Below are 18,456 nucleotides of genomic sequence, written 5' to 3' on the forward strand. Positions count from 1 at the left end.
GGGGTGGATTTCCATTCCCTAGGGGAATGAGATGGTTTAAGTCTAAACTAATTTGAGATTGGGGAGGGGTCCCGTGTCCACGAGTAAAGACGACAGCGCCCGCCAGGCGGCGCTTCACTATCATTCGCATCCGCGTCCCGGCAAGCTGGAGGTCCGCGCGACCAAGCCGCTGGCGAACCAGCTGGATCTGGCGCGCGCCTATTCGCCGGGCGTTGCGGAAGCCTGCCTTGAGATCAAGGCGGATCCGAGCACGGCCGCGCAATATACCGGGCGCGGCAATCTGGTGGGCGTGGTCTCGAATGGTACGGCGGTGCTGGGTCTTGGCAATATCGGCGGGCTCGCGTCCAAGCCGGTGATGGAGGGCAAGGCCGTCCTCTTCAAGAAGTTCGCCAATATCGACTGTTTCGATATCGAGTTGAACGAGAAAGACCCGGAGAAGCTGGCCGAGCTCGTCTGCGCGCTGGAGCCGACCTTTGGCGCGATCAATCTCGAGGATATCAAGGCCCCCGATTGCTTCATCGTCGAGAAGATCTGCCGCGAGCGGATGAACATCCCCGTCTTTCATGACGACCAGCACGGCACGGCCATCGTGGTCGGCGCGGCGGCGACCAACGCTTTGCGGGTCACAGGCCGCAAGTTCGAGGACCTCAAGATCGTTTCCACCGGTGGCGGCGCGGCCGGCATCGCCTGCCTCAACATGCTGCTGAAACTCGGTGTGCGGCGCGAGAACGTCACCCTCTGCGACATTGCCGGCGTGGTCTATAAGGGCCGCACCGAAGAGATGACACCGCAGAAGGAGGCCTTTGCCCAGGACACCGACGCGCGCTCCATCGATGAGGTGATCGGCGGCGCGGATATGTTCCTCGGCCTCTCTGCTCCCGGGGTCATCACGCCAGAAATGGTCGCGCGCATGGCCGACAAGCCGATCATTTTCGCGCTCGCGAACCCCACACCCGAGATCATGCCCGAACTGGTCAAGGAAACCGTCCCGGACGCGATCATCGCCACAGGCCGCACGGATTATCCCAATCAGGTCAATAACGTGCTCTGTTTCCCCTTCATCTTCCGCGGTGCGCTGGATGTGGGGGCCACCGAGATCAACGACGCCATGCAGCTCAGCTGCATCGAAGGGATCGCGGAGCTTGCCCGCGCCACAACCAGCGCCGAAGCGGCAGCGGCCTATCGCGGCGAGCAGATGACCTTTGGCCCCGATTACCTGATCCCGAAACCGTTCGATCCGCGCCTGATGGGCGTGGTCGCCACCGCCGTGGCGCGGGCTGCGATCTCCTCCGGTGTGGCCGAGCGCCCGATCGCGGATCTGGACGCCTACAAGGCGGCGCTGGACGGGTCGGTCTTCAAATCTGCCATGATCATGCGCCCGGTTTTCGATGCCGCGGCCCAGGCCGAGCGCAACATCGTCTTTGCCGAGGGCGAGGATGAGCGCGTGCTCCGCGCGGCCAATGCCATGATCGAGCAGACAACGGACAAGCCGATCCTGATCGGTCGTCCCGAGGTGGTGATTGCCCGGTGTGAGCGCGCGGGCCTGCCGATCCGCCCGGATCGGGATTTCGAGCTGGTGAACCCGGAAAACGACCCGCGCTACCGCGAGTATTGGGAGACCTATCACGGCATCATGGAGCGTAAGGGCGTCACGCCCGACATCGCCAAGGCCGTGCTGCGTACCAATACCACGGCGATTGCCGCGATCATGGTGCGGCGCGGCGATGCGGACAGCCTGATCTGCGGCACGTTCGGCCAGTATCTGTGGCATCTGAACTATGTCTGCGAGACGCTGGACGATGGCGGGCATCATCCCGTGGGCGCGCTCAGCCTGATGATCCTCGAAGATGGGCCGCTCTTCATTGCGGACACCCATGTGCACGCGACCCCGACGCCCGAGCAGATCGCCGAAACGGTCTGTGGCGCGGCGCGTCATGTGCGCCGCTTCGGGCTTGAGCCGAATATCGCGCTTTGCTCGCACTCCCAATTCGGCAATCTCGACATCGATTCTGGCCACCGGATGCGCGCTGCGATGAAGATCCTCGACGGTCAAAACGTGGATTTCTGCTATGAGGGCGAGATGCATACGGACAGCGCCCTCGACCCCGAGCTGCGCGACCGGATCTTCCCCCATTCGCGGATGCAGGGCGCGGCCAACGTGCTGGTCTTTGCCAATAGCGACGCGGCCTCGGGCGTGCGCAACATCCTGAAGATGAAGGCAAACGGGCTCGAAGTTGGACCGATCCTCATGGGGCTTGGCAACCGCGCCCATGTGGTGACACCCTCCATCACGGCACGCGGTTTGCTGAACATGTCCGCAGTCGCGGGAACGCCTGTCGCCCATTACGGCTAAGCCCGATAAGCATCGGCGGGCGCGGATTACAACCGCGCCGCCCTGCCCCCCCTGCGTTTGCGCAATCAGTCGCAGGCGCGGGCCTTGCCCTCGCGGGGCCGTCCCTCAAGAATGCCCGCGATGTTGAGGAGGCCCACATGACCTATGCAAATACCTATGCCGCTTGGAAATCTGATCCTGAGGGGTTCTGGATGGACGCCGCGCAGGCGATTGATTGGGTCACCCCGCCGAGCAAGGCGCTGAATGACGAGAACGCGCCGCTTTACGAATGGTTCACCGATGCCGAGGTGAACACCTGCTACAACGCGGTGGACCGGCATGTGGAGGCCGGGAATGGCGACCGCGTGGCGATCATCTATGACAGCCCGGTCACCCACACCAAGCAGGAGATCACCTTCGCCGAGCTGCAGGAGCGGGTCTCGATGCTCGCCGGCGCGCTGCGTGCCAAGGGCGTGGAAAAGGGCGACCGGGTTCTGATCTATATGCCCATGGTGCCCCAAGCGCTTGAGGCGATGCTGGCCTGCTCCCGCCTTGGGGCGATCCACTCGGTGGTGTTCGGCGGGTTTGCCGCCAATGAGCTGGCCGTGCGGATCGACGATGCGACACCCAAGGCGATCCTCGCCGCCTCCTGCGGGATCGAGCCGGGCCGGGTCGTGCATTACAAGCCGCTGCTGGATGGCGCGATTGATCTGGCCGAGCACAAGCCGGAGTTCTGCCTGATCTATCAGCGCGAACAGGAAGTGGCTCATCTGGAAGAGGGCCGCGACTATGACTGGCATGAGGCGCAGTTCGGCGTGGAGCCGGCGGAGTGCGTGCCCGTCTCGGGCAACCACCCGGCCTATATCCTCTATACCTCCGGCACGACCGGTCAGCCCAAGGGCGTGATGCGCCCCACCGCCGGACATCTGGTGGCGCTGAACTGGACGATGAAGGCGATCTACAATGTTGAGCCGGGCGAGGTGTTCTGGGCGGCCTCCGATGTGGGCTGGGTCGTGGGGCACTCCTATATCTGCTACGGGCCGCTCATTCACGGCAACACCACCATCGTGTTCGAGGGCAAGCCCGTGGGCACGCCCGATGCGGGCACTTTCTGGCGGGTGATCTCCGAGCATAAGGTGACCTCCTTCTTCACCGCGCCCACCGCCCTGCGCGCGGTCAAGCGCGAGGACCCCAAGGGCGAGTTTGTCGGCAAATACGACCTGTCGCACCTGCGCTGCATCTATCTGGCGGGCGAGCGCGCGGATCCGGACACGATCGAATGGACCATGGACAAGCTCGGCGTGCCGGTGATCGACCACTGGTGGCAGACCGAAACCGGCTGGGCCATCGCCGCCAACCCCATGGGGATCGAGCATCTGCCCGTGAAGATCGGCAGCCCCTCGGTCGCCATGCCTGGATACGATGTGCAGGTTCTGGATGAGGGTGGCCACCCGGTCGAACCCGGCACCCTCGGCGCCATCGCGATCAAGCTGCCTCTGGCGCCGGGCACCCTCCCCAATCTGTGGAATGCCGAGGCGCGTTTCGTCAAAAGCTATCTGACCACCTTCCCCGGCTACTATGAGACCGGCGATGCAGGCTATATCGATGAGGATGGCTATCTCTACATCATGGCGCGCACCGATGACGTGATCAACGTGGCCGGGCACCGCCTGTCCACGGGGGCCATGGAAGAGGTTCTGGCCAGCCATCCGGATGTGGCGGAATGCGCCGTGATCGGCGTGGCGGACGCTCTGAAGGGCCAGATGCCCATGGGCTTTCTCTGCCTCAGCGCGGGCGTGAACCGCCCCCATGAGGAGATCGTCGCAGAGAGCGTCAAGCTCGTCCGCGAGAAGATCGGACCGGTCGCGGCCTTCAAGCTGGCCACGGTGGTGGACCGCCTGCCCAAGACGCGCTCGGGCAAGATCCTGCGCGGCACGATGGTCAACATCGCCGATGGCACTGCCTGGAAAATGCCCGCGACGATCGATGATCCCGCCATTCTCGACGAGATCACGGAAGCGTTACAAGCTTTGGGCTATCCGAAAGGGTAAAGTTTCCGCAGCGTTGGCTTTAAAAAGAACGTTTTTCGTTTTGTAAATCCTGCCTTCTGGCATAGGTTTTAGCACACAACCCTGCGCTGAACTGATCAAGCTGGGCTCAACGCGACCAACCGACTGGATGACGCAAAACACGTGACCTCAGGGGACGCCACATTTGTTCGAAGCGGAGACGGCCTGTCCGTCGCGGCATCGGACCAGATCAGCATGCTGTCCCACGATGTTCGGGGGGCAATGTCTGACGTGATTGGTGGTCTCCGCCTGGTGGATCTCGATGCGCTCGATCCCGAAACCCGAGCGCAGCTGGATCGGGTCCGATCCTCGGGTGAGGTTCTGGCGCGACTGGTCGAAGACATCCTGTCCTGGGCCAATGAGGGCCACGACGCCCCGCGCAATCCGGGGCAGAAACTGAGCCTCGGACGGTTCCTCCATGATCTGGACTCGCGCTGGTCCGGGCGGGCGATCGCCTCGGATCTCGCCTTCGAGATGGCGATTGCCGATGATGTGCCAACGGTGGTCTCAATCGATCGCGTCGCGTTGGAGCGGGTGCTGGGCAACCTGATCAGCAACGCCATGAAATACACCGAGCGGGGGAGCGTTCGGCTGGATGTGGCCCTTCTCCCAGGGCGGGACTTGCAGTTTCGGGTGCTGGATGACGGGCCGGGCTTCTCGGATTCCGCTCTGGCCCTTCTGTTCCAGCTGCGCGGGCGGCCCGAAGACGCCCAGAAGCCCGGGACCGGGCTGGGCCTGCATATCGCCAAGGAGCTGTCGGATACGATGGGCGCGCGGCTTCTGGTGTCGAACCGCTCGAAAGGGGGCGCACTGGTCTCGCTCAGCATCCCGGAATTTGTCTGGACCCCCGGCGCTGCCGCAGCGGCGGAGCAAGGCAATGTGCCGAGCTTCGCGGGCAAGCATATCCTCGTGGCCGAGGACAATGAGACGAACCAGATCCTGACCACGCAAATGCTGGAGGCGGTGGGTGCGACATGCGACATCGCCGCGGACGGCGTCGCCGCGCTCGAGGCGCTGGAAGAGCGGCGCTATGATCTGGCGCTGGTGGATATCGAGATGCCCCGGCTGAACGGGATCGAGGTCATCCGCACGATCCGCGCGCGCGAGGATGAGGTGGCGGAGATGCCGCTCGTCGCGCTGACAGCTTATGTGCTGCGCTCGAACCGCGAGGCGATTTATCAGGCGGGGACCGATGCGATCATCGCCAAGCCGATCATGTCGCTCGAAAGCTTTGCCGAAACCCTGGGCCAGTATCTGGGCGCGAGCCGCCCTGCCCTGACCCAGAGCACCGGCAGCGGCACGCCGCTTGCAGATCGCAGCCGGTTTGAGCGGCTGCTGGAAATTGCCGGAACCGAGGGCGCTGCCGAGCTTCTGAGCCGGCTGGCCGCAGATTTGCGTCGGGTGGACAGCAATCTGCGGGCCGCGATCCCGGTCATGGACCAATCGGCCCTGCGCGCCGAGACCCATGTGCTGATCTCGCTTGCGGGCGCGGTCGGCGCGGACCGGCTACATACTCTGGCCTCGACGTTGAACGCCGCGGCCCACCGAATGGATGAATGCGAAATCGTTACGCTGGGGAGCGAGGCGAAGGCGCGGATCGACGAATTGTTGACAGTGATCGACCGCGAAGCCGCTGAAAGGACCACGTCTGCATGAGTGCGCCGCCTATCCTGCTGATCGAGGACACCCCCTCGCTGCAACTTGTTTACGACGCGATTATCCGCGGCGCCGGTCACAAAGTGACCTGTGCCGACACGGCCGATAACGGTCTGGCCGCCTTCAAGCGCGAGAAGCCGCGCGTTGTTGTTCTCGATCTGATGCTGCCGGATCGGGACGGGCTCGACCTGATGCGCGAATGTCTTGAGCTTGTGCCCGAGGCGCGTTTCGTGGTGATCACCGCCAATGGCTCGATCAACCGCGCGGTCGAAGCCATGCGCGTCGGGGCCTATGAGTTTCTGGTCAAACCCTTTGACGAGGGTCGCTTCCTCGCCGCCATCGACAACGCGCTACGGGATCAGGCGCGCCCCTCGGGCGAGACGCCGGAAGTGCTCAGCGATTTCCGTGGCTTCATCGGCAGTTCCGAGGCGATGCAGGATGTCTATCGCCGCATCCAGTCGGTCAGCCGCTCCATGGCGACCGTCTTCATCACCGGCGAGAGCGGAACCGGCAAGGAGGTCTGCGCCCAGGCGGTCCATGACAGCTCGACCCGGGCGGAGAAGCCTTTTGTGCCGCTGAATTGCGGGGCGATCCCGTCGGACCTGCTGGAATCCGAGGTGTTCGGCCATTTGCGCGGGTCCTTCACCGGGGCCATTGCCGACAAGATCGGCGCGGCCGCCGCAGCCGATGGCGGGACACTGTTCCTCGACGAGATATGCGAGATGGATCTCAACCTGCAGACCAAGCTTCTGCGGTTCCTGCAAACCTCGACGATCCAGCCCGTGGGTGCGACCCGGGCCCGCAAGGTCAATGCGCGGATCATCTGCGCCACCAACCGCAACCCGCTGGAGGAAGTGCGCAAGGGGCGCTTCCGCGAGGACCTCTATTACCGGCTCCAGGTTGTTCCGATCCACCTGCCGCCCCTGCGCGAACGCGGGGATGACGTGATCTCGATCGCGCGCCACGCGGTGCAGAGCTTTTCCAGCGAGGAAGGGCGCAGCTTCACCGGGCTCTCGCCCGAGGTGGAGCAGCTCTTTCGCACCCTGCCCTGGCCCGGAAATGTCCGCCAGGTCATCAATGTGATGCGCAATGTGGTGGTCCTGAATGACGGGCAGATGGTCACGCAAACCATGCTGCCGCTGGAGATCTTGCACCACCATGAGGCAATGACCAGCGGCGAGGATCCTCTGGCCGCGAACTCACCGAGCAAACCGGTGGTCTCCCTCGATGGGCTCGTGGGCCGAACCATGGCCGAGATCGAGCGGATGGTGATCGAAGAGACGATCGCCCGCCATGGCGGCTCCGTGCCCAAGGCGGCGCGGGTTCTCGACCTCTCGCCCTCGACAATCTATCGCAAGCGGGAGAGCTGGATGAAGGACGCGGCGGAGTAGATCCGCGACGGAGCATCGCCGAGGCCCCGGCGCTCCGCCCTGCACCCAGACTAGACGAACTGCTCGCGGATCAGACGCTCTTCGAGCCCGTGGCCGGGATCGAAAAGCAGCCGGTGGCGCACACTCGGCTCGCTGCGGATTTCGACCGAGACCACCTCGTGGTTCGAGCGGCTATCGGCATCGGCCATGACCGGGCGCTTGCCCGGCTCCAACACGTCAAACCGCACCATCGCCGTTTTCGGCAAGAGCGCCCCGCGCCAGCGCCGGGGCCGGAAGGCGGACATGGCGGTCAGGGCCAGCACATCCGACCCGATGGGCAGGATCGGCCCATGGGCGGAGTAGTTATAGGCGGTCGACCCCGCAGGCGTTGCCACCAGCGCCCCGTCGCAGACCAACTCATCCATCCGCACCCGGCCATCTACCGAGATCCGCAGCTTGGCGGCCTGGGAGCCCGCGCGCAGCAGCGCCACCTCGTTGATCGCCAGCGCCTCGACAATAGTGCCGTCCGAGCCGATGGCGCGCATATGCAGCGGGTTGATCACCTCCTCGACCGCATCGGCGAGACGCTCCGGCAAGCGCGCCTCGGAATACTCGTTCATCATGAAGCCGATCGTGCCGCAATTCATGCCATAGACCGGCGCGCGCAACCCTTCGGTCGCATGCAGGGTCTGCAGCATGAACCCGTCCCCGCCCAGAGCGACGATCACATCCGCCTCTTCGGGCGCCACATCGCCATGGAGCGCCGAGAGCGCCGTGCGCGCATCCTGCGCCACCGGCGCGCGGCTGGCGAGAAACGCAATCTTTTCGCGGCTTTGCATCGCGTGGGGCCTTTCGTTTCCAAAAGTGTTCGCCTGCGCGTGTCGGAAACACAAGGGCCTTATACGCGGCGCGCTCCCCTCTGCGCTGCGCCAAATCGCACCGGTAACTCTTTCTCCCGGGCCCTCTTTGCTCTACATGGACCTCCACTACGGCACGTCGGTCGTGCCCCGTCCTAGACCAATGGAGCTGTCCAGATGAATGCACCGCACCGCGATTCCGGTTTCTTTACCGAGTCCCTTGCCACTCGGGATGCCGAGCTTTTTGGCGCGATCACCCAGGAACTTGGCCGCCAGCGCGACGAGATCGAGCTGATCGCCTCCGAGAACATCACCTCCGCCGCCGTGATGGAGGCGCAGGGCTCGGTGATGACGAACAAATACGCCGAAGGCTATCCCGGTCGCCGCTATTATGGCGGGTGCCAATATGTGGACATCGCAGAAGAGCTGGCCATTGACCGCGCCAAGGCGCTCTTTGGCTGCGGCTTTGCCAATGTGCAGCCGAACTCCGGCAGCCAGGCGAACCAGGGTGTCTTCACCGCGCTCCTGCAGCCGGGCGACACCATTCTGGGCATGAGCCTCGATGCCGGTGGGCACCTGACCCACGGCGCGCGCCCGAACCAGTCGGGCAAGTGGTTCAATGCGATCCAGTACGGCGTGCGCGAAGACACGCTGGACGTGGATTACGATCAGATCGCCGCCCTGACTGCCGAGCACCAGCCGAAGATGATCATCGCCGGGGGCTCTGCCATTCCGCGGGTCATCGATTTCGCCAAGATGCGCGAGATCGCCGATACGGTGGGGGCCTACCTGCTGGTGGATATGGCGCATTTCGCCGGGCTCGTGGCTTCGGGCCATTACCCCTCGCCCTTCCCCCATGCCCATGTGGCGACGACCACGACCCACAAGACCCTGCGCGGTCCGCGTGGCGGCATGATCCTGACCGATGACGAGGCGCTGGCGAAGAAGTTCAACTCCGCCATCTTCCCGGGCATCCAGGGCGGGCCACTGATGCATGTGATCGCTGGCAAGGCGGTGGCCTTTGGCGAGGCCCTGCGTCCCGAGTTCAAAACCTATCAGGCGCAGGTGATCGAGAACGCTCAGGCGCTCGCGGATCAGCTGATGCAGGGCGGGCTCGACATCGTGACCGGCGGGACCGACACGCATCTGATGCTGGTCGATCTGCGCCCCAAGGGCGTGAAGGGCAACGCGACCGAGAAGGCTCTGGGCCGCGCCCATATCACCTGCAACAAGAACGGCATCCCGTTTGACACCGAAAAACCGATGATCACCTCCGGCATCCGCCTGGGCTCGCCCGCGGGCACCACGCGGGGCTTCGGCACGCCGGAATTCCGTCAGATCGCCGACTGGATCGTCCGGGTGGTCGATGGGCTCGCCGCCAATGGCGAGGATGGCAATGCCGAGGTCGAGGCCGCCGTGCGCGCCGAAGTGCTCGAGCTCTGCGGGCGTTTCCCGATCTACCCCAACCTCTGAATAGCAGAGGGTCCGCGCGGTCTCAGATGAGACCGCGCCACCTTGCCACAAGAACGAACAGCGCGGCGAGGATCGCGAGGTTCACCACCACGCAAGCGGCAATCCCGAGCCAATACCGCTCCCGATCGCGCTTGGGGTTCACCCCATCGAGAAACCGCCGCGCCCGCGCATGGATATCCTGCATCTGGCCCAGATCGATCTGGCGGTGCCAATGGGGATGGCTGAGCCAGGTCTCCGCCTCGATGGCCGCGCGCAACTCGGTCACCATTGCCTTGGGCATCACGCCTTTCACACGGCGCAGCGCCTCGGTCAAATCCTTGGGCCGCGACCGGAACTTCCGCCCGATCTCGGCCGCGAGGGCGAGATTCGCCTCCGGCAGGTCGTAAACGGTATCCAAACGGGCACGGGCCATGGACCGACGCTATCTGCGGCAACCGCGCGCTTCAAGCGGGCTGGCCCTCGTCGCGTCGTCGCGTTAGCACAAACAGCAGGATTTTTTGGAGATGGCGATGCTGAACACACTGACCTATGGCGATGCGACCGGCACCCCGCTCCTGATCGTGCACGGGCTTTTTGGCTCGGCCAAGAACTGGGGTGCGATTTCCAAGCGGATGGCTGCCAAGCACAAGGTGATCGCCGTTGATCTGCGCAACCACGGGGACAGCGCCCATACCCCGACCCACAGCTACCCGGATCTGGCCGCGGATCTGGCCGAAGTGATCGACGCCCATGGCGGGCGGGCCCATGTGCTGGGCCATTCCATGGGCGGCAAGGCGGCCATGGTGCTCGCCCTGACCCAGCCTGAAATGGTCGCCAGCTTGCTCGTCGCGGATATCGCGCCGGTGACCTATAATCGGACGCAATCGGGCTTCATCGATGCGATGGAAAGCGTGGATCTGACGGTCGTGACCAAGCGCTCGGATGCCGACAAGGCGCTGATGGCCTCGGTGCCGGACCTGCCCACACGCGCTTTCCTGACCCAATCCCTGGACCTGCGCGCCGAGGGCGGGCCACGCTGGCGCCTGAACCTCGCGACCCTGCGCAGCGAGATGCCGCTGGTCATGGGCTTTCCCGAGATGACCGGCACCTATGAGGGACCGACCCTGTTCCTGCGCGGCGGCGCCTCTGACTATGTCTTGCCCGCGCATCAGGGCGAGATCGACCGCCTCTTTCCCAGCGCCGCTCTGGACGAGATCCCGGGCGTGGGCCACTGGCTCCATGCGGAGGCGCCCGCCCCGTTCATCGAGAAGCTGAGCGCTTTTCTCGGCGACTGACCCACAGATCTGCAATACCGGATGTCTCGAAGCTCTCCCCATCCGGGAGAGCGCAATCGAACTTGCGTACGCCTTAAAACGAGACGTGACGTGACCCTAAATCTCCTCGATCCCCATCATGAGATAAGGGTTCCGAGACGCTCCAGCGCACGCAAGCTCTTTGCCGTCAACGCCCCTAATGCGAGCGCAAACAGAAATGAGACACGCTGAGATCGGATCGACCGGACACTTGTGCCACGAGGGCACCCCCATCACTCCCTGTCCAGATCAACACCAAAGCGAGCTTTTCAGCTCTGCTCAACATGTCTCATGTATGGTTTACCTGACAGTTCCGCTCGCCACTTTGACATGGCGCAAGAAACGCCACGATTTCGACATTTTAGCCTGCGCAATACACATCCACCGTCAGCATCACGAGATCCCCGTCCATGGTGCTGCCCAGAACATGGCATCCCAGAGTGGCCTCGACCGCATCATAGAAGGCGCGCCGGAAATGCCGACGCGACACGGGCCGGGTCTGGTTCAGGCGAATGCCCCGCACCGAGCGGCCATTGAAGTAGAGGTCAAAGGTATAGCCCGCCTGCGCCACCCGTGTCGCGGGAACGCCACGATAGTCCAGACCGGGGCCAGAGCATCCGGCGAGAACAAGGCACAAGAGGAGCAGAGACAGGCGCATGAGCGCAGTCTGAACTGCCCCGATTAAGGTTTGATTAACCGAGTTTCCCGCTCTGGAGCAAACGCCAGGCGACCGGCGCCGCGAGGAACATGCCGGTCACGACCGCCAGTGCAACCACAGGCGCCGACGTCTCTCCGATCCCCACCGTCAGCACACCGGAGAGCAGGCCCAGCGTGGCTGCGAGTACAAGAAACACGACAGTAAATGCTTTCAGCATGGTCAATCCTCTCTCTGATCCGGTCCGGCGAGCTTGCGCGCGATGAACCAACTGAAGGGCGCGGCGACGATTGCGCCAGCCGCCGCAGCGAAGCCGAGCCCCGCGCCATTGCTGACCCCGCCGACAAGCGCCACGACAACCGCCACCCCGGCGAGGGTCGGTACCGTGAGGCTGAAAATGGTCACAGGCAGGCGGTGCATCGGCGTCCTCTCGATGGGGGTCGTATTATGCAACCGCAGCAACGCGCGCCTTGATCCATGTCAGATCCAGAGCTTGGGTGTGCCCTCTCCGGCACTGGGCGATGGCCCGCCCCCATGCTAGGCTGGGGCGAAAAGAGGAGGGGTTTCAATGGGCTGGTCCATTCACCACGTCAACCTGCAGGCCAAGGATGTGCGCCGGACAGCTGCGTTTTATCGCGATGTGCTGGGCATGACGGAGAAGGATTGGGTCTTTCCCGAAACCCGCGGGTACCTGCCCGGGGATCCGGACAAGCTCGCGCTTCTGGGCGATGGGCGCGAAGGACATACGGGGCTGCACCTGATCGCGCCAGACCCTGTTTTTGCAGCGAAAAACGATCTGATCCACAATCCCAGCGTCGGCGGTCACGTGGCGATCCATGTGGACGACCTGCAAGGCGTGATCGACCGGCTGACCGCTGCGGGGATCCCGTTTTCGGTCACCGGCGAGTTCGCCATCCCGGGGCTGCGCCACGTCTATGTCAACGACCCCGAGGGCAACCTCATCGAGATCAACGGCCGCGTTTGACCGCCGGCATGCGTTCTGTCCGGTGCGGAGGGACACGGGCCGTGGCTCGGCCAGTAGCAGAACGGGTTTTATCGCGCGCTGCAGTGCAACACGAAAGCAGCGAGCACCTGCGGATCCAGTAAACCGCAGGGCTCGCGCCTCAGGTTCAGCAGCCGCGGGTCAGGCGCGCGTGGTGATTGCGCGGGCCACCAGAACCGAGACCGGGATGCCGAGGCCAAATCCGAGGGTCGCGGACAGGATCACCGGCTGTGCCGTGGTGTAGCCCGCGGTGAGCGCTGCGACCATGAACGATCCCGCGAGCGTGGTGCCGATCAGGGCGTAGAGTATCAAGGCCAGACGGATCATCGGAAAACCCCTTCACTTTAGGTGTATTTGCGATGTTGATTTTACGAGATGAGTCCCCGATGCGTCTTTGATCTGCCGCAACTGGAGGCTGTTTAGGTGCTCAACGGCGCATGCAATCGGCGCAAAGCGGCGCCGTCGGCACCGCAAGCAACCGCGCCTCGGGGATCGGCTCCCGGCATTTCAGGCAAGTGCCATAGATCCCATCCGCAATCCGGTGCAACGCCGCATCAATCCGCGACAACTCCGCCTGCTCCGCATGGCCCAAAGCTTCGAGAACCTCATCCCCCTGCCGCTCCGACGCGCGGTCTTCCCAATCCTTCGGGGCGGCAGCGTCCAAAGACGTTTCGATCCGGCTCAGGTCCCCGACAATCTCAGCCCGACGGGCGCGGAGGGTCTCTCCAGCAGCGGTAATGTCCATGGCGGTTCTCCTCTCAGAGAGGAGTGTGCGGGAAGGTTAGGTCAGGAGGTATGATTTGGGTCAAGAACGGCTTTGGAGCGCACTGTCCTCAGATCAGAAGACGCCCGAACTGAAGCGGTCGGCGCCGATCTGGGCGCCACTTCGGCGAAAGGTTCAGTGGACCTTTCGAGGCTCGGAAGGGCGGAGCCCCGGGGGCGTGTGTTGCTTGTGGTATCGTCTGATCATAGGGCGCCCGAATCGAGGGGTGGGCGAGAAGCGCCCGCCCAGTGGGGGCGGTTCGGGCGCTGCCAAATCGGAGATTTGGTTCGAGTTGTGCACACTCAGAAGGATAGCACCCAGCTTATCCACGGTGCGGGAACGCGCATCGCTGCGCGATACGCTGTCTCCCGCGCGCCCTCGAAAATGGAGCTGATCTACGATCAGCCGTCCATTTTGAGGGCGGAAATAAACGCCTCTTGCGGGATATCCACCTTCCCGAACTGGCGCATCTTTTTCTTACCCGCCTTCTGCTTCTCCAGCAGTTTCTTCTTCCGGGTCACGTCGCCGCCATAGCATTTCGCCGTCACATCCTTGCGCAGCGCGGCCAGCGTCTCGCGCGCGATGACCTTGCCGCCGATGGCTGCCTGGATCGGGATCTTGAACATGTGGCGCGGGATCAGGTCCTTGAGTTTCTCGCACATGGCCCGCCCGCGCATCTCCGCGCGGTCCCGGTGCACCATGGTCGAGAGCGCGTCCACCGGCTCGTCATTCACCAGGATCGACATCTTCACCAGACTATCCTGCCGGTAGTCGAGCATCTGATAATCGAAACTCGCATAGCCCTTGGTCACGGATTTCAGCCGGTCGTAGAAATCGAACACCACCTCGTTCAGGGGCAGGTCATAGACCACCATCGCGCGGCTCCCCGCATAGGTCAGGTCCAGCTGGATCCCGCGCCGGTCCTGACACAGCTTGAGAACATCGCCGAGATAGTCATCAGGCACGAGGATCGTCGCCTTGATCCGCGGCTCCTCCAGATGGTCCACATGGGTCAGGTCCGGCATGTCGGCGGGGTTGTGCAGCTCGATCATGGAGCCGTCGCGCATATAGACGTGGTAGATGACCGAGGGCGCGGTGGTGATGAGCTCGATATTGTACTCGCGCTCGATCCGGTCGCGGATCACCTCCAGATGCAGGAGCCCGAGGAAACCGCAGCGGAAGCCGAAGCCGAGGGCGGCCGAGGTCTCCATCTCGTAGCTGAAGGAGGCGTCGTTTAGGGCAAGTTTCTCGATCGCGTCGCGCAGATCCTCGAACTCGGCATTGTCCACCGGGAAGAGGCCACAGAACACCACGGGCTGCGAGGGCTTGAACCCCGGCAGCGGGTCGGTCGCCCCCTTCTTCTCATGGGTGATCGTGTCGCCCACGCGGGTGTCGCGCACCTGCTTGATTGAGGCGGTCAGGAACCCGATCTCGCCCGGGCCCAGCGCATCCACAGGCTGCATCTCGGGCCGGAAGACTCCCACCCGATCCACATGGTGCACCGAGCCGTTCGAGAGCATCTTGATCCGCTCGCCCTTCTTGAGCTGGCCATCAATGATCCGCACCAGAACGATCACGCCGAGATAGGCATCATACCAGCTGTCCACGAGCATCGCTTTGAGCGGTGCGTCCAGATCCCCCTGAGGCGCAGGCAGCTCCGTGACAATCGCCTCCAGCGTCTCGCGGATCCCGACCCCGGTCTTGGCCGAGACCTGGATCGCACCGGTGGCATCGATGCCGATCACATCCTCGATCTGCTCCGCCACCCGGTCGCAATCCGACGCCGGCAGGTCGATCTTGTTGAGCACCGGGACGATCTCGTGATCCGCCTCGATGGCCTGATAGACATTGGCCAGCGTCTGCGCCTCGACACCCTGCGTGCTGTCGACCACCAGAAGCGAGCCCTCCACCGCGCGCATGGAGCGGCTGACCTCATAGGCGAAATCCACATGGCCCGGCGTGTCGATCAGGTTCAGGACATAATCCTGCCCATCCTCGGCGGTGTAATCGATCCGCACCGTGTTGGCCTTGATCGTGATCCCCCGCTCGCGCTCGATATCCATACTGTCGAGCAGCTGGGCCTTCATATCCCGGTCCGCCACGGTGTTCGTCTCCTGGATGAGACGGTCCGCCAGAGTGGATTTGCCGTGGTCGATATGAGCCACGATGGAGAAGTTCCGGATATGCGCGAGATCGGTCATGGGAAGGGATATGCGGCGGTTTGAGGGGGTTGGCAAGTGGGCATGAATGTCGTGTCGTGCCCGCACGCCCAGTTTGACCGAGGCGGATTCTTGAAGTCCGATCTTATACTGTTTCTTGTGGGCGGTGTGCTCTTCGCCCTTGCGTTTGCTCTTCTCACGATCAACTGGATGACAGCAGGTGTCTTGTTCACCTACGCAGCCTGCTACACCGCGAGCGCAGCTTGGCAGTAGCTACCGGGGCTTCGCATAATCCACACGACCAATCGGGCTTTGCGTAAAAAGGCCCCTAACTTGCTTTTTGCGAAGGACGGCAGGGCGAAGTTCGACAACTCCGGGATTAGAATCCCACTTGGTTGCGGCCCTACAGCTCCATGTGCATGTCGCGTTGCAAGGCCTCAGGTTTTGCACTGGCTTCACTGAAAAACTGCATAACGTATGAGGTGAAAAATTGTTAAAGCGACACTCTTCATTGGCCTTTGCTATCGCCTCTTTCCTTGCCGCTGCCTCCGCACAGAGTGCGCTAGCCGACACTCATACTGTCCCGAGAGGTTGACCAGCGGTGATGAAGAACCGGATCGGGCGTCCCGAAGCGTCGGTGACGGCATTCAACTTCGTGTTCAGGCCACCTTCACACCCCCTGAAGTTTGTGAGCTTGAACCAAGATCACGCGGAGACCGCAACCAAATCGATGGGTCCAGAGCCGAAGAAGCCGGCAAAGGCAATCCTCCAAAGAATGCCGGCGCGGCCTTCGTCGCGCACTGTCAGAAGCAAGATAATCTGCGCTAAACTTTAAAACTAAGCTTCCCTCGTATGGGGAATTTCGCACACATAGAGTCAATTTCGGACGCACTCTCAGCTATCCATTCTTCAGACAAGCGGCTTTCGAAAACGTTCACATCCGCTGTCTCATCTAACCGTAGTCCGTATCTCGTTTCCAAGATAAGAACATCGGCTTGTATCTTAAACTCGATTTCTGGCTCCATAAAATCTAGTTTCTTACACTTCAAGCCGCCTACGATTAGATCGCGTATTCGAACCAACTCCCACGTCAACAAAGCAGGATAAGAACGGACTACCTTTCCTCGATCTGTAAAATATTCCATACGAACCTGTAGCCAGTTATCATCATATTCACAGCCTTTTAAATCGGGAAATTCGTAAGCAAATACAGAAAACTCTACAGTCATATTTTCCGCAGAAAACCTAACCCCCATGACGACCAGGCCTTATTTGAAGTATACGTTTTTTCTGTGGGTTCATAAGTGTACTTTCACCGCTGTAATGTTTACCAACCGCACCACCGCCCGCGTCGGAGGATGCACCTTTATTGGTGATCAGCTTAACATCATTGAGCGTCTTGAAACCTAAACTTGTTAAACGAATATCACCTGGGTGCTGTTTGCGGCCTCTCCCAACGTGTAATTCGTGTCCGCTGTTCTTCGTTTCATTGTTAAACGTCGTATCTGGAACGCAAGTTACATAATAAGGAACCAAAGGCAAAGCGGTGGGTTACATCGTTCCACATGCTACGGTTTTGGCTTTGGTGGCTTGAATAAGTCGGGCTACCATGCGGAGCGATCTTTGTCATTTGACAACACATCGCTTTCCTTTGGGTTCTTTTGGGGCTGTGTGGCCGCAGGGTTTCAGAGCACGAAAACCAAGCTGTTTCGCCGTCGGATGCCGTCTATGAGAACACCCGCGGCAACACTACTGGATTTATGAACTCCACACGCCATCTCCTTGCAGGACAAGGTTTTTCGAATCGGATAGACTGTTTCCATGTTCCGCACGATCGCCCTTTTGGCCCTCGGCCTCGCCCCCGCTCTGCCTGCGCTTGCGCAGGAGGCTCCCGGGCGGCCGGATGGTTGGTCTTTGGGCGGGCTCGTGGCCGCGGATACCAACCCCTATCTCGGTCAGGGGTCCGATGTGATCCCGCTCCCTCTCTTCCGTTATGCCAATGGCCCCTTTGAGCTCAGCACCAATGGCCTGAGCTATTCGGTGTTTTCGCAGGGCGAGTGGGGCCTGTCTGTTGCGGCGCGGCCCCGTTTCTCGGGCTTGATCTCGACTGATGGGGATCAGCTCGATGGGATCGACCGCGAGGTGACCGGGGATGTGGCGTTGGAGCTGCGCTATGACCTCGGGCGGCTCTATGCGGGCGCGGATCTGCGCCAGGAATTCACCGGCGAGCATGACGGGCAGGAGGCGCGCTTGCGCTTCGGTCTGAGACAGGCCATGGGCCCCGTGCGCCTGGACTGGTCCGCCGGCGCAGCCTGGCAGAGCGGCGATCTCAGCCGCTATGTCTGGGGGGTCAGCCCGGACGAAGCACGGATCGGCCGCAACGCCTATGACCCCGGTGACGTCGTGGTGCCCTTTGTCGGTCTGCGCGGCGTCATGCCCCTTGGCCAGAACTGGTCCCTCCTCGGCACTCTGCGCGCGGATTTCCTACCGAGCGCGGTCACCGACAGCCCGATCATCGAGGATGACACGCTCGTCTCCGGCGGGCTCGGGGTCGAGTTCCGCTTCTGACGCCACGCTCTTCTTGATTTGCGCCCCCAACGCGTCATCCTTCGCAATGAGGGAGGATTTGGGAATGTAAGCGCGCAAGCACTGCGGATCGACTGGGCGGAGCCCCGCCGGCACGCCACAAAACGCTTGCCTGCAAAAGCAAAAGGTTAACGCCAGCCCCGCCAAAACCCCGCGTAGTCCGGGCGCAAGAGGGGCAGCATCGGCGGAATCCTGTGCCGCGACCACTAAATGTTGCGTTGCTCTTGCATCCCGGATTTCT

Annotated in this window: 17 protein-coding genes and 1 pseudogene; 8 read left to right on the top strand and 10 right to left on the bottom strand. The window is 62.5% G+C overall.

The annotated features are described in order from the left end of the window. The first annotated feature begins 73 nt into the window (after nucleotides 1-73). From ACP153_RS02330 to ACP153_RS02345, 4 genes are all read left to right on the top strand, one after another. On the top strand, nucleotides 74-2,353 hold the full coding sequence (locus tag ACP153_RS02330) for an NADP-dependent malic enzyme (protein ID WP_424969364.1): 2,280 nt from the start codon (nucleotides 74-76) through the stop codon (nucleotides 2,351-2,353). A gap of 137 nt (nucleotides 2,354-2,490) precedes the next feature. Then, nucleotides 2,491-4,383 carry a propionate-CoA ligase PrpE gene (gene prpE / locus ACP153_RS02335; RefSeq protein ID WP_424969365.1) on the top strand — a complete coding sequence of 631 codons (1,893 nt, stop codon included), beginning with the start codon at nucleotides 2,491-2,493 and terminating at the stop codon, nucleotides 4,381-4,383. 240 nt (nucleotides 4,384-4,623) lie between these two features. After that, nucleotides 4,624-6,057, top strand: coding sequence for a response regulator (locus ACP153_RS02340; protein ID WP_424969366.1), 1,434 nt, complete (start codon nucleotides 4,624-4,626; stop codon nucleotides 6,055-6,057). Beyond that, a complete protein-coding gene (locus tag ACP153_RS02345) occupies nucleotides 6,054-7,448 on the top strand; it encodes a sigma-54-dependent transcriptional regulator (protein WP_424969367.1) in 1,395 nt (464 codons plus the stop codon). The genes ACP153_RS02340 and ACP153_RS02345 overlap by 4 nt, the downstream gene beginning before the upstream one ends. A gap of 50 nt (nucleotides 7,449-7,498) precedes the next feature. On the opposite strand, the gene ACP153_RS02350 is transcribed toward ACP153_RS02345, so the two are convergent. Continuing rightward, entirely contained in the window at nucleotides 7,499-8,266 is a 768-nt protein-coding gene (locus ACP153_RS02350; RefSeq protein ID WP_424969368.1) for an NAD kinase, read from the bottom strand. A gap of 195 nt (nucleotides 8,267-8,461) precedes the next feature. Between ACP153_RS02350 and glyA the strand changes: the two genes are divergently transcribed. Then, entirely contained in the window at nucleotides 8,462-9,757 is a 1,296-nt protein-coding gene (gene glyA / locus ACP153_RS02355) for a serine hydroxymethyltransferase (protein ID WP_424969369.1), read from the top strand. A gap of 22 nt (nucleotides 9,758-9,779) precedes the next feature. Here the strand turns inward: glyA and ACP153_RS02360 are convergent, their stop codons facing one another. Then, nucleotides 9,780-10,169, bottom strand: a complete 390-nt coding sequence (locus ACP153_RS02360; protein ID WP_424969370.1) for a hypothetical protein — start codon at nucleotides 10,167-10,169, stop codon at nucleotides 9,780-9,782. Between the two features lie 97 nt (nucleotides 10,170-10,266). Here ACP153_RS02360 and ACP153_RS02365 point away from each other — a divergent pair, with 97 nt between their 5' ends. Continuing rightward, nucleotides 10,267-11,031, top strand: coding sequence for an alpha/beta fold hydrolase (locus ACP153_RS02365; RefSeq protein WP_424969371.1), 765 nt, complete (start codon nucleotides 10,267-10,269; stop codon nucleotides 11,029-11,031). A gap of 379 nt (nucleotides 11,032-11,410) precedes the next feature. On the opposite strand, the gene ACP153_RS02370 is transcribed toward ACP153_RS02365, so the two are convergent. Genes ACP153_RS02370 through ACP153_RS02380 form a run of 3 tightly spaced genes read right to left on the bottom strand, consistent with a single transcriptional unit; the run spans nucleotide 11,411 to nucleotide 12,124 of the window. Then, nucleotides 11,411-11,707 (bottom strand): hypothetical protein, encoded by a 297-nt coding sequence (locus ACP153_RS02370; protein WP_424969372.1) that lies wholly within the window; start codon nucleotides 11,705-11,707, stop codon nucleotides 11,411-11,413. A 34-nt stretch (nucleotides 11,708-11,741) separates the two neighbouring features. Beyond that, nucleotides 11,742-11,924, bottom strand: a complete 183-nt coding sequence (locus tag ACP153_RS02375; RefSeq protein ID WP_424969373.1) for a hypothetical protein — start codon at nucleotides 11,922-11,924, stop codon at nucleotides 11,742-11,744. A 2-nt stretch (nucleotides 11,925-11,926) separates the two neighbouring features. Further along, on the bottom strand, nucleotides 11,927-12,124 hold the full coding sequence (locus ACP153_RS02380) for a hypothetical protein (RefSeq protein WP_424969374.1): 198 nt from the start codon (nucleotides 12,122-12,124) through the stop codon (nucleotides 11,927-11,929). Nucleotides 12,125-12,272: 148 nt separating this feature from the next. On the opposite strand from ACP153_RS02380, the gene ACP153_RS02385 reads away from it, so the two are divergent. Further along, nucleotides 12,273-12,689 (top strand): VOC family protein, encoded by a 417-nt coding sequence (locus tag ACP153_RS02385; protein ID WP_424969375.1) that lies wholly within the window; start codon nucleotides 12,273-12,275, stop codon nucleotides 12,687-12,689. Between the two features lie 159 nt (nucleotides 12,690-12,848). Here ACP153_RS02385 and ACP153_RS02390 read toward each other — a convergent pair whose 3' ends face one another. From ACP153_RS02390 to ACP153_RS02410, 5 genes and pseudogenes are all read right to left on the bottom strand, one after another. Further along, nucleotides 12,849-13,034 carry a CTP synthetase gene (locus ACP153_RS02390; RefSeq protein WP_424969376.1) on the bottom strand — a complete coding sequence of 62 codons (186 nt, stop codon included), beginning with the start codon at nucleotides 13,032-13,034 and terminating at the stop codon, nucleotides 12,849-12,851. 100 nt (nucleotides 13,035-13,134) lie between these two features. Next, the gene (locus tag ACP153_RS02395) at nucleotides 13,135-13,452 is read right to left on the bottom strand and encodes a TraR/DksA family transcriptional regulator (protein ID WP_424969377.1); all 318 of its coding nucleotides are present in this window, start codon (nucleotides 13,450-13,452) and stop codon (nucleotides 13,135-13,137) included. A gap of 419 nt (nucleotides 13,453-13,871) precedes the next feature. Further along, complete coding sequence (lepA, locus tag ACP153_RS02400) at nucleotides 13,872-15,671, bottom strand: translation elongation factor 4 (RefSeq protein WP_424969378.1); 1,800 nt, start codon at nucleotides 15,669-15,671, stop codon at nucleotides 13,872-13,874. A gap of 549 nt (nucleotides 15,672-16,220) precedes the next feature. After that, nucleotides 16,221-16,301: pseudogene (locus tag ACP153_RS02405) on the bottom strand (IS5/IS1182 family transposase); the annotation flags it as partial. A 152-nt stretch (nucleotides 16,302-16,453) separates the two neighbouring features. Then, nucleotides 16,454-16,858, bottom strand: coding sequence for a WapI family immunity protein (locus ACP153_RS02410; RefSeq protein WP_424969379.1), 405 nt, complete (start codon nucleotides 16,856-16,858; stop codon nucleotides 16,454-16,456). A gap of 592 nt (nucleotides 16,859-17,450) precedes the next feature. Between ACP153_RS02410 and ACP153_RS02415 the strand changes: the two genes are divergently transcribed. Continuing rightward, complete coding sequence (locus ACP153_RS02415; RefSeq protein WP_424969380.1) at nucleotides 17,451-18,197, top strand: MipA/OmpV family protein; 747 nt, start codon at nucleotides 17,451-17,453, stop codon at nucleotides 18,195-18,197. Nucleotides 18,198-18,456 lie beyond the last annotated feature (259 nt).

The sequence above is a fragment of the Dinoroseobacter sp. S76 genome (assembly GCF_049801095.1).
In the GTDB taxonomy this organism is placed as follows: Bacteria; Pseudomonadota; Alphaproteobacteria; order Rhodobacterales; family Rhodobacteraceae; genus Dinoroseobacter.

Bases quoted from the DNA above. Each gene is read 5' to 3' on its own strand.
- ACP153_RS02390 (WP_424969376.1), bottom strand. From the start codon at position 13,034: ATGATCCGTCTGGCCTTGATACTCTACGCCCTGATCGGCACCACGCTC.
- ACP153_RS02410 (WP_424969379.1), bottom strand. From the start codon at position 16,858: ATGACTGTAGAGTTTTCTGTATTTGCTTACGAATTTCCCGATTTAAAA.
- ACP153_RS02350 (WP_424969368.1), bottom strand. From the start codon at position 8,266: ATGCAAAGCCGCGAAAAGATTGCGTTTCTCGCCAGCCGCGCGCCGGTG.
- ACP153_RS02375 (WP_424969373.1), bottom strand. From the start codon at position 11,924: ATGCTGAAAGCATTTACTGTCGTGTTTCTTGTACTCGCAGCCACGCTG.
- ACP153_RS02380 (WP_424969374.1), bottom strand. From the start codon at position 12,124: ATGCACCGCCTGCCTGTGACCATTTTCAGCCTCACGGTACCGACCCTC.
- ACP153_RS02365 (WP_424969371.1), top strand. From the start codon at position 10,267: ATGCTGAACACACTGACCTATGGCGATGCGACCGGCACCCCGCTCCTG.
- ACP153_RS02360 (WP_424969370.1), bottom strand. From the start codon at position 10,169: ATGGCCCGTGCCCGTTTGGATACCGTTTACGACCTGCCGGAGGCGAAT.
- lepA (WP_424969378.1), bottom strand. From the start codon at position 15,671: ATGACCGATCTCGCGCATATCCGGAACTTCTCCATCGTGGCTCATATC.
- ACP153_RS02395 (WP_424969377.1), bottom strand. From the start codon at position 13,452: ATGGACATTACCGCTGCTGGAGAGACCCTCCGCGCCCGTCGGGCTGAG.
- ACP153_RS02340 (WP_424969366.1), top strand. From the start codon at position 4,624: ATGTCTGACGTGATTGGTGGTCTCCGCCTGGTGGATCTCGATGCGCTC.
- prpE (WP_424969365.1), top strand. From the start codon at position 2,491: ATGACCTATGCAAATACCTATGCCGCTTGGAAATCTGATCCTGAGGGG.
- glyA (WP_424969369.1), top strand. From the start codon at position 8,462: ATGAATGCACCGCACCGCGATTCCGGTTTCTTTACCGAGTCCCTTGCC.
- ACP153_RS02345 (WP_424969367.1), top strand. From the start codon at position 6,054: ATGAGTGCGCCGCCTATCCTGCTGATCGAGGACACCCCCTCGCTGCAA.
- ACP153_RS02415 (WP_424969380.1), top strand. From the start codon at position 17,451: ATGTTCCGCACGATCGCCCTTTTGGCCCTCGGCCTCGCCCCCGCTCTG.
- ACP153_RS02385 (WP_424969375.1), top strand. From the start codon at position 12,273: ATGGGCTGGTCCATTCACCACGTCAACCTGCAGGCCAAGGATGTGCGC.
- ACP153_RS02370 (WP_424969372.1), bottom strand. From the start codon at position 11,707: ATGCGCCTGTCTCTGCTCCTCTTGTGCCTTGTTCTCGCCGGATGCTCT.